This is a genomic window from Bifidobacterium sp. LH_449, assembly GCF_056356755.1.
The window spans coordinates 59,886-74,991 of sequence record NZ_JBKEUV010000005.1 but is presented as its reverse complement, the minus strand read 5'-3'; the positions used below and the strand labels follow the sequence as shown (position 1 = coordinate 74,991).

The following is a 15,106-nucleotide window of genomic DNA, read 5'->3' as shown; positions in this document are numbered from 1 at the left end:
ATGTAGGGGAATAGACATCCTATCTGATTGTGGGACATGCCGGAATCCGTATCGTTCGTGGAATCCGACGGCGTGCTCGTTTGCGGGATCGACGATCAGCGCTCTTGTTCCGATGATTTCGGCGGCCGAGGAAGCCCGCAGTATCGCATCGCGCAGTAGGGAAGCGCCCAGATGCTTGGTCCGGTATCGTATATCGGCGCCTAATATGCCGAGCAGCAGCGTGGGTATTGGATCTGGGGAATTTCGTGCGAGCCAGCCGCGGGATGAGGCGCGGTCCGCTGCATGAGCCGACAATGTGTAGAAGCCCGCCAATGTTCCGTTGCAGAACGATCCGTAAGCTACTGCTGTATGCTGTTTAGGGCCGTGTGCAGATGCAGGCTAAGCCAGTCGTCCACAATTTCCACGCCGCATTCGAATCCGGAAACATCGTCGTTCTCGGTGATACGCCGTGGTCTGGTGAATTCACTCATCCCAGACCGCCGGCTTGTTCAGTAACTCAGTCGTCTGCGGGGATAGTGGCTCGTCCAATGCGGAGACGAATCTGCCATATGCCTCGTCTGACAGATATAGTGTGTTGCTTTCCGCGATATCGCGTTGCGCGTCATCAAGAAGATTGTCAAGCGCCCAATGGGTCAGGTTCAAGTCTTTTAAGCTTGCCGCACGCTCCAATATGGCACGCTGACTTTCCGTCAAACGCATTTCAAATCTGCTTGTTTTAGTGGCCATGCTGAAGTTGTACGTCATTTATACGGACGATTTGATGGTGTGATCAATTTGAATCTTTGAAAATTGCGGCATGCAGATGCGAGAATCCCCGTACATGATTGGTGTCACGTATGGGGATTCTCAGCAGCTGACGCTCAGCAAGTCGCTGGGCAGACTCGGCAGATTAGCCTGTTAGCCGGGTCAGGCGGTGAAGTATTCCACGCCGGCCTCGAACAGCGGCTGGTACTTGTTGCCCGGCACGTTCACGTACAGGCCCTTGCCGGAACGCTCCGAATGGCCCATCTTGCCGAACACACGGCCGTCCGGGCTGGTGATGCCTTCGATGGCCAGCAGGGATCCGTTCGGATTGACGTCCAGATCCATGCCCGGCACGCCGTCCTCGCCGACATACTGCGTGGCGATCTGGCCGTTGGCCTTGAGCTGGACGAGCACGTCGCCGGAGGCGACGAAACGGCCTTCGCCATGGGAGATGGCGACCGTGTGCACGTCGCCGACCGAAGTCTTCGACAGCCACGGGCTCAGGTCGGAGGCGACGCGCGTGCGCACCAGACGGGACTGGTGGCGGCCGATCGTGTTGAACGTCAGCGTCGGGCATTCGGCGGTCATCGGAACGATATCGCCATACGGCACCAGACCCAGCTTGATCAGCGCCTGGAAGCCGTTGCAGATGCCGAGCATCAGGCCGTCACGGTTCTTCAGCAGGTCACGCACCGCCTCGGTGACGGCCGGGGCGCGGAAGAACGCCGCGATGAACTTGGCGGAACCATCCGGTTCGTCGCCGCCGGAGAAGCCGCCCGGAATCATGACGATCTGGCTCTTGCCGATCTCCTCGACCAAAGCTGCGGTGGACTCGGCCACGGCGGCGGGGGAGAGGTTGTTCACGATCAGCGTCGTCACATCGGCGCCGGCACGCTCGAACGCGGCGGCCGAATCATACTCGCAGTTGTTGCCGGGGAAGACCGGGATCACCACATGCGGCCTGGCGACGCCGGTGCCGGTGTATACGGTCTTCTTCGCGGCGTTGAAGCTGACGGTTTCGACCGCATCGCCCTTGCCGCGGTACGGGAACACCGATTCGATGCCATGCTCCCAGACCTCCTGCACGTGGGCCAGATCCAGACGTTCGCCGGCGGCTTCGAAGACGTACTCTTCGGTGGTGACGCCGATTTCGCCGACCTCGACCAGGTTGGAGACGGCCGGAAGCTTCTCGTCGTCGGCCAGCTCCACGATGAAGGAGCCGTAGGCCGGAACGAACAGGTCGTCCATGGCGATGCCGTCGTGGAGCTTCACGCCGATGCGGTTGCCCAACGTCATCTTGAACAGCGATTCGGCGGTGGCGCCATAGCCCGGCGTGGACACGGCCAAGGCCGTGTGGAAGTCGGTGAGCTCCTCGACGAGCGAGAAGGCCTCCAGCAGCGAATCCTTATCCGGCGTCAGGCCGTCGGCCAGATAGCGCGGGGCGATACGCACGATGCGGTGGCCTGCTCCCTTGAACTCCGGGGAAGTGGCGCGGCGCATGTCGCCCACGGCCACGGCGAATGAGATCAGGGTCGGCGGCACGTCAAGGTCTTCGAAGGAGCCCGACATGGAATCCTTGCCGCCGATCGCGCCGGCGCCCAGATCCACCTGTGCCATCAGCGCGCCAAGCACGGCGGCCATCGGCTTGCCCCAACGGGTCGGCTCGTCGCGCAGCTTCTCGAAATACTCCTGGAAGCTCAGATACGCCTTCTCGTGCTCGAAACCGGCCGCCACCAGCTTCGCCAACGATTCGACCACGGAAAGGTATGCGCCGGTGAACTGGTTCTTCTCCATGATGTACGGGTTGAAGCCCCAAGCCATCGCGGAAGCGGTGGTGGTCTCGCCGAACACCGGGAACTTGGCGACCATCGCCATCGGAGCGGTGAGCTGCTTGACGCCGCCGAACGGCATCAGCACGGTGCCGGCGCCGATGGTGGAGTCGAAACGTTCCGACAGACCCTTGTTGGAGGCCACGTTCAGGTCGGACACCATACAGTCCATGCGGTCGGCCAGCGTGCCCTCGCTCCACGGAGTGACGTAGGACTGCTGCGCTTCGACATGCGCGACCTGGTGCTTCGGCGCGCCGTTCGAGGCGAGGAATTCACGGGACAGGTCGACGATCTTGTCGCCGTTCCACACCATCGTCATACGAGCCTCTTCGGTCACGGTCGCGATGACGGTGGCCTCGAGATTCTCTTCCTTCGCATAGCCGAGGAACTCGTCCACGTCTTCGGCGGCCACATCCACGGCCATGCGCTCCTGGGATTCGGAAATCGCCAGTTCGGTGCCGTCAAGGCCCTCATACTTCTTCGGCACGGTGTTGAGATCGACATACAGACCGTCCGCGATCTCACCGACGGCGACGGACACGCCGCCCGCGCCGAAATCGTTGCAGCGTTTGATCAGCTTGCACGCGTCGCCTCGGCGGAACAGACGCTGCAGCTTGCGTTCGATCGGGGCGTTGCCCTTCTGCACTTCGGCGCCGTCCAATTCCAGCGATTCGACGTTGTGCGCCTTGGACGAACCGGTCGCGCCGCCGATGCCGTCACGGCCGGTACGGCCGCCCAACAGGATGATCTTGTCCCCCGGAGCCGGGGTCTCGCGGCGTACGTATTCGGCCGGGGTCGCCGCGACGACGGCGCCGACTTCCATGCGCTTGGCCACATAGCCCGGATGGTAGATCTCGTTGACCTGGCCGGTGGCCAGACCGATCTGATTGCCGTAGGAGGAGTAGCCCGCCGCGGCGGTGGTGACGAGCTTGCGCTGCGGCAGCTTGCCTTCCATCGTGTCGGCGACCGGAACGGTCGGATCGGCGGCGCCGGTCACGCGCATCGCCTGATACACGTAGGAACGGCCCGACAGGGGGTCGCGGATGCAGCCGCCGACGCAGGTGGCCGCGCCACCGAACGGTTCGATTTCGGTCGGGTGGTTATGCGTCTCGTTCTTGAACAGGAACAGCCAATCCTGGTCTTCCCCGTTGACGTCAACCTTCACCTTGACGGTGCAGGCGTTGATTTCCTCGGATTCGTCCAGGTTCTTCAGGATGCCGTTCTTCTTGAGCCACTTCGCGCCGATCGTGCCCATGTCCATCAGGCACACGGGCTTGGCGTCGCGGCCGAGCTCGTGACGCATCTCCATATAACGGTCGAACGCGGACTTGACCACGGCGTCGTCGATCTGGATGTCCTCCAGCTGCGTGCCGAACGTGGTGTGGCGGCAGTGGTCGGACCAGTACGTGTCGATCACCTTGATCTCGGTGATCGTCGGATCGCGCTGCTCTTCGGTGAAGTATTCGCGGCAGAAACGCAGGTCGGCCAGATCCATGGCCAGACCGCGCTCGTCGATGAACGACTTCAACGCATCGTCATCCATCGAACGGAAGCCTTCGATGATCTCGACCTTGTCCGGAACCGGAATCTGCGTGTGCAGCGTGTCCTTGGTGGCCAGATCGGCTTCGCGCGCCTCAACGGGGTTGATCACATACTTCTTGACGGCGGCGATATCGTCGGCGGACAGCGCGCCCTGCAGAGCGTACACTTTGGCGGAACGGACGGTCGGGCGTTCGCCCTGGCTGATCAGCTGGATGCATTCGCTGGCGGAATCGGCGCGCTGATCGAACTGGCCGGGCAGGAATTCGACGGCGAACACCGCGGCATCGCCGAAATCCGGCATGTCGGCATACGTGTCGTCGACCGGCGGCTCGCTGAACACGACAGGAATGGTGGAATCGAACAGCTCTTCGCTGATGCCTTCCACATCGTAACGATTCACGATGCGCACGCCTTCCAGCGCGGCGATTCCCAGAATCGTCTTCAGTTCAGTGCCGAGCTGCTGCGCTTCGACGTCGAAGCCCGGCTTCTTTTCCACATAAACGCGAAAAACCACTGCTGTTCCTTAATTTTCGTTGGGAAATGATTAATGAATAAAGGAGCCCGCATCCGGCTTCGCGTCGTGATGCGGGCTGTCGATCATTCGGCTGCGACGACGCCCTCGGCGTCCGCCAAGGCCTTCAGTCGGCTGTAGATCTCTTCATATGCGGGGATGATGTTGCCCAGGTCGCGGCGGAACAGATCCTTGTCGAGATGCTCGATCTTGCCGGACTTGTCCTTCAGATCCCACAGGCGGCAGGTGTCCGGGGTGATTTCGTCGGCGAGCAGAATCACGCCGTCGCCGGTCCTGCCTTCCTCGATCTTGAAATCGACAAGCTTGACGTCGATCTTCGAGAAGATATCGACCAGCGCATCGTTGACCGCACGGGCCTGACGGGAGATCTCTGCCAGCTCCTCCTCGGTGGCAAGGCCGAGCGCGACGATGCCGTCATCGTTGATGAACGGGTCGCCCAGATCGTCGGACTTGTAGCAGAATTCAAGAATCGGCTTCTTCAGGTCGGTGCCTTCTTCGACGCCGTAACGCTTGGCGAAGGAGCCGGCGGCGGTGTTGCGCATGATGATCTCCAGCGGATACATATCCATCTTGCGCACCAGCTGCTCGGTATCGGACAGGCGCTTGACGAAGTGGCTGTTGACGCCGCGGGCCTTCAGCAGATCGAAGATCGCCGAAGTGATGCGATTGTTCAGGCTGCCCTTGCCCTCGATCTGGGCTTTCTTCGCGCCGTTGCCGGCGGTGGCCTGATTCATGTATTCGACCCAGAGAATGTCCGGATCGTCGGTTGCGTACAGCTTCTTGGCCTTGCCCTCGTAGAGCTTCTCCAATTTCTCCATGACTCGCCTTCCGAATTATGTTAGGAGTGGAATTCTATGGTGAACTAACGGTTAAAGGCTAGCAAGCGGAGGCTACATTTTCCATTGCAAGCGTGCCGTAGACATCCTTGCAATACCAACCGATATCGACGGTTCGGGCTGCGTCGCCGATCGGCAGGCGCCGGCGTTGTCGCCGGACGCCGGCATGGGCGCCGCCTCAACGCACCGTGACCGTCAGCGCGTCCTCCACGCGTGCGGCCCTGGCGCGGGCGTCTGCCTCGTCATCGCCGATCGCCAAGGCGACCGCCATACGGCGATGGCCGTGCACTTCGGGCTTGGCGAAGATGCGCAGATCCGTGCCGGGTTCGTTCAAAGCGGCGGCGACATTCGTGAACTCCGCCTCGCCGCCGCCCTGCACGACGATCGCATGGCTGGCCGCCACCGAGCCGGACGGAATCGACAACGCGACATGCTCCGCGGTGATCGGCAGGCCCAGAACCGCACGAGCGTGCAATGCGAATTCGCTCAGACGCTGCGAAGCCATCGTCACCATGCCCGTATCGTGGGGGCGCGGCGACACCTCGTTGAACAGCACGGAGCCGTCGGTCAACACGAACAGTTCGACGCCGAACACGCCCCAGCCGCGCTCGCCGGAAGCCTTCGCCTTCGCCACAAGGCCTTCCACGGCGGCGCAGGCGATGCGATGAGCCTCGGCCAGCACCGCGTCATCGGATGCGGCGGGCTGCCAGGATTCGCGATAGTCACCGCTTTCCTGACGCTGGCCGATCGGCGCGCACGTCGTGATGCCGGCGCTGGAGCTGACGGTGAGCACGGTCAATTCGTAATCCAACGGTGCCAGCGCTTCGACGATCACACGCGACACGTCGCCTTCGCCGGCGGCGCGACGGCCTTCCTGCGCTTCGATCCATGCGTCGTCGATGGCCTCCGGCGCGCGCACGACGGACTGCCCGTGCCCGGAGGAGCTCATGACCGGCTTGACCACACACGGATAGCCGACCTCTTCGGCGCCGGCACGCAATTCCTCCAGGGATCCCGCGAAACGATACGGCGTCGTCGGCAATCCCAATTCCTCATGAGCGATCACGCGCAGGCGCTCCCTGTCCATGCAGATCGCCGCGATTTCTGCGCTTGGCACCACCTGTGCGCCGCGTGCGGCCGCATCGGCCAGTTCCGACGTGGCGATCGCCTCGACTTCGGGCACGATGACGTCGGGCTGGATCTCATTGAACAGAGCGCGCAATTCCTCGGCGTTCGCCATGTCCAGCACGCGATATTCGTGCGCGACCTGCTGCGCGGGCGCACCGGCATATGAATCGGCGGCGCACACCCACGCGCCGAGCCGCATCAATTCGATGGTGACTTCCTTGCCCAATTCGCCTGCGCCCAGGAACAGCACGCGCGTCGGGCGCTTGCCTAGCGGCGTGCCCAGCGGGCGGTCCGCGGCGGCGGGGGAGATGGCGGGATCACTTGCGGTATCGGCGGCGGAAACATGCATCATTTCAGAATTTGCGCTGAGTTCGGTCATGCAGAATATTGTGCCATCGAGGGCAGATACGCATGGCGGATGCGCGAGGCGTCGCCGTCGCGATGTTTTCCGTCGCATATCGACATCCGCGCCGGCATATTGCGTCGGACGGCCGGCCGCCGCAATGCCTGTCGTTGCGGCATTGCGGCAAGATTTCACGGCCCCATGCCCGCGGGCCTCATAGCAGGGCGATCAGCTCATCCACCTGCTCGTCCGTGGTCGCCCAGCTGGTGCAGATGCGCATCACCGTATGCGTATCGTCGGCTTTTTCGGTGAAACCGAGCATGACATGCCGTTGCAGCGCTTCCGCCTGCGAATTCTCCAATGTGACGAAGATCTGGTTGGTCGGCGCGTCGAAAGTCAGCTGATAGCCTTTTTCGCGCAGCGCTTCACGGATGCGTTCGGCCGCTTCGTTGGCATGACGCGAAATCGTCGTATACAGGTCGTCGGTGAACAGCGTGTCGAATTGCAGGCCGAGCAGCCAGCCCTTCGCCAGCAGCGCACCATGCCGCTTGATCAGCGTCAGGAAATGCTTCGGGGTGTTGCCGCGCGTGAATACGACGGCTTCGCCGAACAACGCGCCCACCTTGGTGCCGCCGATGTAGAACACGTCGGCGATTCGCGCCAGGTCAGGCAATGTGACGTCGTTCTCGGCGGAGGTCAGCGCGTAGCCCAGCCGGGCGCCGTCGACGAACAGCGGCATGTCGTATTTCACGCAGACCTTCTTGATCGCCTCCAATTCGGCCAGCGTGTACAGCGTGCCGTATTCGGTGGCCTGCGAGATGTAGACGCAGCCGGGGAAGACCATGTGCTCGAAGTTGCCGTCCGCATAGAAATCCGCGCAGTATCGGTCGAGTTCGTCGGCGTCGATTTTCCCGTTGTGATGCGGCAGCGTCAGCACCTTGTGGCCGGTCGCCTCGATGGCGCCCGCTTCATGCACGTTCACATGGCCGGTGTTCGCGGCGACGACGCCCGCATATTGCGGTGTGATGGAATCGATGACGGTCTGATTGGTCTGCGTGCCTCCCACGAGGAACCACACGTCGGCGTCGGGCAGTTCGCAGGCTTCACGGATTCTGTTTTTCGCGGATTCGCAGATTTCGTCGGTGCCGTAGCCGGGGAATTGCGTCTCGTTCGTTTCCGCAAGGCGTTTGATGACGGCGGGATGCGCGCCGCAGGAATAGTCGTTCTGGAATGACAGCATCGTTCCTCCCTCGTAACATCTTCGCGACACCGGCGTATGCCGTCGGCGCCGGCATCGTGGCATCGCGCCACGCGTCTGCCGCGTCGGCATGGCCGGTGGAATGTTCGTCGTGGAATGTTTGTTTGTGATACGAGATGCAGTGTACTCGCGCATATGCTGATGCCGCGCGATGACGGGCGGCGCCGCGAGACATATCGCTATTGATATGTGGGCGGGATCTGCGCGGAGGGATTCCATGCCGGTGGATTCGCGCGCATGAACCTTGCGCGGACATGGGATGGCCCCGGCCGATGCGCTTCATCTGCCGGGGCCATCCTTTCAGCGGAAGGAGGTTGAGTCCGCTTATTCATTTATATTCGCGCCGCCTTGCGCGATCCTTCGCCTCTGTGCAGGTCGGGACGATTCCCATCGGTGCCGCCCTGCGAACTGTCGTGCCAGTGGATTCGCCAGATATTCTCCCGACCCTGTTCCTGTCGGTCATTCATTCCTGCGTGCGAATCATGGCGTATCTGTTTGCATATTCAATTATGTTTTGAAGGCGTTGCGCATGAACCTCGCGGCCTTGGCGCTTCGTTGCAACCTGCCGAATACTCGGCCGATAAACAACTCCGGCCTTCACTTATAAGTATAGTTGCGCCGCCGCGTGCGACGCGCATAATCGGGATGCGACACGCCGAAACACGCCGGGATTTTGTCTTCGCGCAAAGTCGTGTATAGTCTTCATTCGTTGTCCGGTACAGCTTGCTGAAACGGAACGGCAATGGTGGCTATAGCTCAGTTGGTAGAGCATCTGATTGTGGTTCAGAAGGTCGCGCGTTCGAGCCGCGTTAGCCACCCCACTTGGAAACCTCCCGACCGGGAGGTTTTTTCGTATCCGCCGATTCGCATCCGATATCGGACCGAATCCGTTCGCGACACGAGCGTCGGCCGTTGTCCGCGCGCCGTGTATTATTGAAAGTCGTGTGTGCCGACGATGCACCTTATGTAACAGGAGCGTCGGTCGGGATATCCCGGAACTCGTTCGGATCGCGCGCAGCAATGCGGACTGTGAAAGAGTGAAGGGCCATCGGGCCGGTGGACTGTGGCTATCTTTACCGAATCAGTCGGTGGAGTGTGGGTGCAGTGCGGCGGTCACACAGAAGTTAGAGAAACCACTGAATCGGAGAATTCAAGTTGCCTACTATTGAACAGCTCGTCCGCAAGGGACGTCAGGCAAAGCCGAAGAAGTCGAAGACTTTGGCTCTTAAGGGCAGCCCGCTGCGTCGTGGCGTGTGCACCCGTGTTTACACCACCACCCCGAAGAAGCCGAACTCGGCTCTGCGTAAGGTCGCTCGTGTGCGCCTGAGCTCCGGCGTGGAAGTCACCGCCTACATCCCGGGTGAAGGCCACAACCTGCAGGAGCACTCCATCGTGCTCGTGCGCGGCGGCCGTGTCAAGGATCTGCCGGGTGTGCGTTACCACATCGTGCGCGGTGCCCTCGATACCCAGGGTGTGAAGGATCGCAAGCAGGGTCGTTCCCTGTACGGAGCAAAGAAGGCGAAGTAAGAGATATGTCACGTAAAGGACCCGCTAAGAAGCATCAGCTGCTGCCCGATCCGATCTACGGCTCGACCGTCGTGGCTCAGCTCATCAACAAGATTCTGCTCGACGGCAAGAAGTCGATCGCCGAAGACATCGTCTACTCCGCTCTCGATATGGTCAAGGAAAAGACCGATCAGGAGCCGGTCGCCGTTCTGAAGCGCGCTCTGGACAACATCCGCCCGTCCCTGGAAGTCCGCTCCCGCCGCGTCGGTGGCGCCACCTACCAGGTCCCGGTCGAAGTCAAGCCGGCCCGTGCGAACACCCTGTCCCTGCGCTGGCTGACCGACTTCTCCCGCGCTCGTCGCGAGAAGACCATGGCCGAGCGTCTGGCCAACGAGATCCTGGACGCTTCCAACGGCCTGGGCGCTTCTGTCAAGCGTCGCGAGGATACTCATAAGATGGCGGAGGCCAACAAGGCGTTCGCTCATTACCGCTGGTAATTAGCCGAGACCGAGAGTTAAGGAATACTCATGGCACAAGATGTGCTTAACGACCTGAATCAGGTCCGCAATATCGGCATCATGGCTCACATTGATGCTGGTAAGACCACCACCACCGAGCGTATCCTGTTCTACACCGGCAAGAACTACAAGATCGGCGAGACCCACGACGGCGCCTCGACGATGGACTTCATGGCTCAGGAGCAGGAGCGCGGCATCACCATCCAGTCCGCCGCGACCACCTGCTTCTGGAACCGTCAGACCCATGACACCGGTGACAAGTTCCAGATCAACATCATCGACACCCCGGGCCACGTGGACTTCACGGCCGAGGTGGAGCGCTCCCTGCGCGTCCTCGATGGTGCCGTCGCCGTGTTCGACGGCAAGGAAGGCGTGGAACCGCAGTCCGAAACCGTGTGGCGTCAGGCTGACAAGTACGGCGTTCCGCGTATCTGCTTCATCAACAAGATGGACAAGCTCGGCGCCGACTTCTACTACTCCGTCGACACCATCAAGGAAAAGCTGGGCGCCACCCCGCTCGTCATCCAGCTGCCGATCGGCGCTGAGAACGACTTCATGGGCGTCGTCGACCTGATCCGCATGAAGGCCTATGTCTGGAACGACGTCAAGGGCGACTTGGGTGCGCACTATGACACCACCGACATCCCGGCCGACCTGCAGGACAAGGCCGAGCAGTATCGTGCAGAGCTGCTGGACCTGGTCGCGGAATCCGACGAAGAGCTGCTCGAGAAGTACCTCGAATCCGGCGAACTGAGCGAAGACGAGATCCGCGCAGGCATCCGCAAGCTGACCATCGCCCGTGAGGCATACCCGGTCATGTGCGGCTCCGCGTTCAAGGACAAGGGCGTGCAGCCGATGCTGGACGCCGTCGTCGACTTCCTGCCGTCTCCGGAAGACGTCCCGTCCATCAAGGGCTTCGACCCGAAGGACGAGTCCATCGAGATCGACCGCAAGCCGCTGGCTTCCGATCCGTTCTCCGCTCTGGTCTTCAAGATCTCGACCCACCCGTTCTACGGCAAGCTCGTGTTCGTGCGCGTGTACTCCGGCTCCGCAAAGCCGGGCGACACCGTGCTCGATTCCACCAAGGGCAAGAAGGAACGCGTCGGCAAGATCTTCCAGATGCACGCCGACAAGGAAAATCCGGTCGACTCCGCCGACGCCGGCAACATCTACACCTTCGTTGGTCTGAAGAACGTCACCACCGGCGATACCCTGTGTGACGAGAAGGCTCCGATTTCCCTGGAATCCATGACCTTCCCGGATCCGGTCATCGAAGTCGCCGTGGAGCCGAAGACCAAGGCCGATCAGGAAAAGATGAGCATCGCTCTGGCGAAGCTGTCCGACGAAGATCCGACCTTCCAGGTGAAGACCGACGAAGAGTCCGGCCAGACCCTGATCTCCGGCATGGGCGAGCTGCAGCTCGACATCATCGTCGACCGTATGCGTCGTGAATTCAAGGTGGAGTGCAACGTCGGCAAGCCGCAGGTTGCATACCGCGAGACGATCCGCAAGGCCGTCATGAACCAGGAATACACGCACAAGAAGCAGACCGGTGGTTCCGGCCAGTTCGCAAAGGTCCTGATGAACTTCGAGCCGCTCGACACCGAGAACGGCGAAACCTACGAGTTCGCCAACGAAGTCACCGGCGGCCACATCACCAAGGAATTCATTCCTTCGATCGACGCCGGTGTTCAGGAAGCAATGGAATCCGGCATCCTGGCGGGCTTCCCGGTTGTCGGCGTCAAGGCCACCGTCACCGACGGCCAGACCCACGACGTCGACTCCTCGGAAATGGCCTTCAAGATCGCAGGCTCCATGTGCTTCAAGGAAGCCGCTCCGAAGGCGAACCCGGTCATCCTCGAGCCGATCATGGCCGTGGAAGTCCGTACGCCGGAAGAGTACATGGGCGACGTCATGGGCGATCTGAACGCTCGCCGTGGCGCCATCCAGTCCATGACCGACGCCACCGGCGTCAAGGTCATCGACGCCAAGGTGCCGCTGAGCGAAATGTTCGGCTACATCGGCGACCTGCGTTCCAAGACCCAGGGCCGCGCAATGTTCACCATGCAGATGGACTCCTACGCCGAGGTTCCGAAGAACGTCGCGGACGAGATCATCAAGGCCCAGCGCGGCGAGTGACACGCCCGCCACTGAAGTGGAAACTGTCTCCAGTCAGCGCTAATATTTTGTAGCGCTGACTGGGTTCGGGCACCGAAGTGGCACAAACCCGTCAAACCCAGTAAACTGTAGCGAGTGCCTTGAAACGGGTTTCAAGGCTTACTACGAGACGTCCAGGAGGACAACACATGGCAAAGGAAAAGTACGAGCGTACTAAGCCGCACGTTAACATCGGTACCATCGGCCACGTCGATCACGGTAAGACCACCCTGACCGCCGCCATCTCCAAGGTGCTGCACGAAGAATACCCGGATGTCAACCCGGCTTACGACTTCAACCAGATCGACGCCGCTCCGGAAGAGCAGCAGCGTGGTATCACCATCAACATCGCTCACATCGAGTACCAGACCGCTGAGCGTCACTACGCTCACGTCGACTGCCCGGGCCACGCCGACTTCGTGAAGAACATGATCACCGGTGCTGCTCAGATGGACGGCGCCATCCTCGTCGTGGCCGCCACCGACGGCCCGATGGCCCAGACCCGTGAGCACGTGCTGCTGGCTCGCCAGGTCGGCGTTCCGCGCATCCTGGTTGCTCTGAACAAGTGCGACATGGTCGACGACGAAGAGCTGGTCGAGCTCGTCGAAGAAGAGGTCCGTGACCTCCTCGACGAAAACGGCTTCGATCGTGACTGCCCGGTCATCCACCTGTCCGCTTACGGCGCTCTGCACGACGACGCTCCGGACCACGAGAAGTGGGTTGAAGCCGTCAAGGACCTGATGAAGGCCGTCGACGAGTACATCCCGACCCCGACCCACGATCTGGACAAGCCGTTCCTGATGCCGATCGAAGATGTGTTCACCATCTCCGGTCGTGGCACCGTGGTCACCGGCCGTGTCGAGCGTGGCAAGCTGCCGATCAACACCAACGTTGAGATCGTCGGCATCCGTCCGACCCAGTCCACCACCGTCACCTCCATCGAAACCTTCCACAAGCAGATGGACGAGTGCGAGGCTGGCGACAACACCGGTCTGCTGCTCCGCGGCATCAACCGTACCGATGTTGAGCGTGGCCAGGTCGTGGCTGCTCCGGGCTCCGTCACCCCGCACACCAAGTTCGAGGGCGAAGTCTACGTTCTGACCAAGGACGAAGGCGGCCGTCATTCGCCGTTCTTCTCCAACTACCGTCCGCAGTTCTACTTCCGTACCACCGACGTCACCGGTGTCATCACCCTGCCGGAAGGCGTCGAGATGGTTCAGCCGGGCGATCACGCCACCTTCAGCGTTGAGCTGATCCAGCCGATCGCTATGGAAGAGGGCCTGACCTTCGCAGTGCGCGAAGGCGGCCACACCGTCGGCTCGGGCCGTGTCACCAAGATCGTTGAGTAGTCTCAACTGATTAGACACGCTTGAACTAGCGAATCAACAGGAAGGCCTCCGGATTGCTCCGGGGGCCTTCCTGCATATTTATGGGACATAAACCCGCAAAGTATACACGCCGTGGCATAATAGGCAAGGCTATTTTTGAAAGCTTTCCCTGTTAGTCGAATGAATAGGTGATAAACAGTGGCACAGACTACCAATGACATCAAGAACGGTTCCGTCCTGAACCTCGACGGCCAGCTGTGGACCGTCATCAAGTTCCAGCACGTCAAGCCGGGCAAGGGCCCCGCCTTCGTGCGCACCACCATCAAGAACGTTCTCAGCGGCAAGATCGTCGACAAGACCTTCAACGCAGGCATGAAGATGGAATTCGAAACCGTCGACAACCGCAACCTGCAGTACTCCTACGAAGACGGCGACAACTTCGTCTTCATGGACATGGAGACCTACGACCAGCACTATATCCCGAAGACCCTGGTCGACAGCAAGTTCCTGCTGGAAGGCACCGACTGCATCGTCTCCTTCCACGACGGCACCCCGCTGAGCGTCGAACTGCCGGCCTCCGTAGTCCTGACCATCACCCACACCGAGCCTGGCCTGCAGGGCAACCGTTCCAACGCCGGCACCAAGCCGGCCACCGTTGAGACCGGCGCCGAAATCCAGGTCCCGCTGTTCATCAACGAAGGCGATCGCGTCAAGGTGAACACCACCGACGGTTCCTACCTCGGCCGCGAAAACTGACCTAGGGAAGGGCACGGAAGCTTCATGGCACGTTCCACCGCTCGTAAGAGGGCTCTGAATACGTTGTACGAAGCGGATGAGAAGGGACAGGACATCCTGTCCCTTCTTGCTGAGCGCATTGCAGAACCTGGCGCGCAGACCCCGCTGCCGGATTACGCCATCGAAATCGTTCGAGGCGTCGCCGAACATATCAAGGCGATCGATTCCATGCTGAACGAACATTCCACCGGCTGGAAGGTCCGTCGCATGGGAGTCGTCGACCGCAATATCCTGCGCATCGCCGCATGGGAGATCATGTTCAATGATGATGTGCCGAACATGGTCGCCATCGATGAAGCGTTGGGCCTTGCGAAAACGCTGTGCGACGATGATTCCCCGGCATTCATCCACGGATTGCTCAGCGCGGTCTGCACCGATGTCGAAGCGAGCCCGATCGAAAACGGCTCCTTCGAGGAGCGCGATGACGCCGACGATATGAAAACCGAACAGGAAACGTCTTCCGCCGATGAAACCGCTGATGACGTGAACGCCGACGAAGAGCCGGACGTGGATACGACCGGACAGACCGAATAAAGCAAGCGTTTCGGCCGGGGGTAGGCGTCCTAACCGGCCGTTATCCTTGGTACGAA

At 61.0% G+C, this 15,106-nt stretch carries 12 protein-coding genes and 1 tRNA gene; 8 read left to right on the top strand and 5 right to left on the bottom strand.

Annotation, left to right across the window (positions count from 1 at the left end; all coding sequences use genetic code 11):
- Positions 1-36: 36 nt before the first annotated feature.
- Positions 37-159 (top strand): hypothetical protein, encoded by a 123-nt coding sequence (locus AC1AX7_RS05555; protein ID WP_476509100.1) that lies wholly within the window; start codon positions 37-39, stop codon positions 157-159.
- Between the two features lie 303 nt (positions 160-462).
- Here AC1AX7_RS05555 and AC1AX7_RS05550 read toward each other — a convergent pair whose 3' ends face one another.
- The 5 genes from AC1AX7_RS05550 to AC1AX7_RS05530 form a co-directional block, all read right to left on the bottom strand.
- Entirely contained in the window at positions 463-726 is a 264-nt protein-coding gene (locus AC1AX7_RS05550; RefSeq protein ID WP_476509099.1) for a type II toxin-antitoxin system TacA family antitoxin, read from the bottom strand.
- A 180-nt stretch (positions 727-906) separates the two neighbouring features.
- A complete protein-coding gene (locus AC1AX7_RS05545; RefSeq protein ID WP_476509098.1) occupies positions 907-4,629 on the bottom strand; it encodes a phosphoribosylformylglycinamidine synthase in 3,723 nt (1,240 codons plus the stop codon).
- Between the two features lie 83 nt (positions 4,630-4,712).
- The gene (gene purC / locus AC1AX7_RS05540) at positions 4,713-5,465 is read right to left on the bottom strand and encodes a phosphoribosylaminoimidazolesuccinocarboxamide synthase (RefSeq protein WP_476509097.1); all 753 of its coding nucleotides are present in this window, start codon (positions 5,463-5,465) and stop codon (positions 4,713-4,715) included.
- Between the two features lie 196 nt (positions 5,466-5,661).
- Complete coding sequence (gene purT, locus AC1AX7_RS05535) at positions 5,662-6,990, bottom strand: formate-dependent phosphoribosylglycinamide formyltransferase (RefSeq protein ID WP_476509096.1); 1,329 nt, start codon at positions 6,988-6,990, stop codon at positions 5,662-5,664.
- Between the two features lie 178 nt (positions 6,991-7,168).
- Positions 7,169-8,194, bottom strand: coding sequence for a threonine aldolase family protein (locus AC1AX7_RS05530; RefSeq protein WP_476509095.1), 1,026 nt, complete (start codon positions 8,192-8,194; stop codon positions 7,169-7,171).
- Between the two features lie 763 nt (positions 8,195-8,957).
- Between AC1AX7_RS05530 and AC1AX7_RS05525 the strand changes: the two genes are divergently transcribed.
- The 7 genes from AC1AX7_RS05525 (at position 8,958) to nusB (ending at position 15,050) form a co-directional block, all read left to right on the top strand.
- Positions 8,958-9,033 (top strand) — tRNA-His (locus AC1AX7_RS05525).
- 334 nt (positions 9,034-9,367) lie between these two features.
- Positions 9,368-9,739, top strand: a complete 372-nt coding sequence (gene rpsL, locus AC1AX7_RS05520) for a 30S ribosomal protein S12 (protein WP_003808601.1) — start codon at positions 9,368-9,370, stop codon at positions 9,737-9,739.
- Between the two features lie 5 nt (positions 9,740-9,744).
- Positions 9,745-10,215 carry a 30S ribosomal protein S7 gene (gene rpsG, locus AC1AX7_RS05515; RefSeq protein WP_003813834.1) on the top strand — a complete coding sequence of 157 codons (471 nt, stop codon included), beginning with the start codon at positions 9,745-9,747 and terminating at the stop codon, positions 10,213-10,215.
- A gap of 30 nt (positions 10,216-10,245) precedes the next feature.
- Positions 10,246-12,375 (top strand): elongation factor G, encoded by a 2,130-nt coding sequence (fusA, locus tag AC1AX7_RS05510; protein ID WP_476509094.1) that lies wholly within the window; start codon positions 10,246-10,248, stop codon positions 12,373-12,375.
- 167 nt (positions 12,376-12,542) lie between these two features.
- Positions 12,543-13,742 (top strand): elongation factor Tu, encoded by a 1,200-nt coding sequence (tuf, locus tag AC1AX7_RS05505; protein WP_476509093.1) that lies wholly within the window; start codon positions 12,543-12,545, stop codon positions 13,740-13,742.
- A 177-nt stretch (positions 13,743-13,919) separates the two neighbouring features.
- Positions 13,920-14,477, top strand: coding sequence for an elongation factor P (gene efp / locus AC1AX7_RS05500; protein ID WP_476509092.1), 558 nt, complete (start codon positions 13,920-13,922; stop codon positions 14,475-14,477).
- 24 nt (positions 14,478-14,501) lie between these two features.
- Entirely contained in the window at positions 14,502-15,050 is a 549-nt protein-coding gene (gene nusB, locus AC1AX7_RS05495; RefSeq protein WP_476509091.1) for a transcription antitermination factor NusB, read from the top strand.
- The last annotated feature ends 56 nt before the right edge of the window (positions 15,051-15,106 follow it).

What these genes read in the sequence shown, in the direction of transcription:
- purC (WP_476509097.1), bottom strand. Translation starts at nt 5,465, where the DNA reads ATGGAGAAATTGGAGAAGCTCTACGAGGGCAAGGCCAAGAAGCTGTAC.
- AC1AX7_RS05530 (WP_476509095.1), bottom strand. Translation starts at nt 8,194, where the DNA reads ATGCTGTCATTCCAGAACGACTATTCCTGCGGCGCGCATCCCGCCGTC.
- AC1AX7_RS05550 (WP_476509099.1), bottom strand. Translation starts at nt 726, where the DNA reads ATGGCCACTAAAACAAGCAGATTTGAAATGCGTTTGACGGAAAGTCAG.
- AC1AX7_RS05555 (WP_476509100.1), top strand. Translation starts at nt 37, where the DNA reads ATGCCGGAATCCGTATCGTTCGTGGAATCCGACGGCGTGCTCGTTTGC.
- tuf (WP_476509093.1), top strand. Translation starts at nt 12,543, where the DNA reads ATGGCAAAGGAAAAGTACGAGCGTACTAAGCCGCACGTTAACATCGGT.
- fusA (WP_476509094.1), top strand. Translation starts at nt 10,246, where the DNA reads ATGGCACAAGATGTGCTTAACGACCTGAATCAGGTCCGCAATATCGGC.
- purT (WP_476509096.1), bottom strand. Translation starts at nt 6,990, where the DNA reads ATGACCGAACTCAGCGCAAATTCTGAAATGATGCATGTTTCCGCCGCC.
- nusB (WP_476509091.1), top strand. Translation starts at nt 14,502, where the DNA reads ATGGCACGTTCCACCGCTCGTAAGAGGGCTCTGAATACGTTGTACGAA.
- rpsG (WP_003813834.1), top strand. Translation starts at nt 9,745, where the DNA reads ATGTCACGTAAAGGACCCGCTAAGAAGCATCAGCTGCTGCCCGATCCG.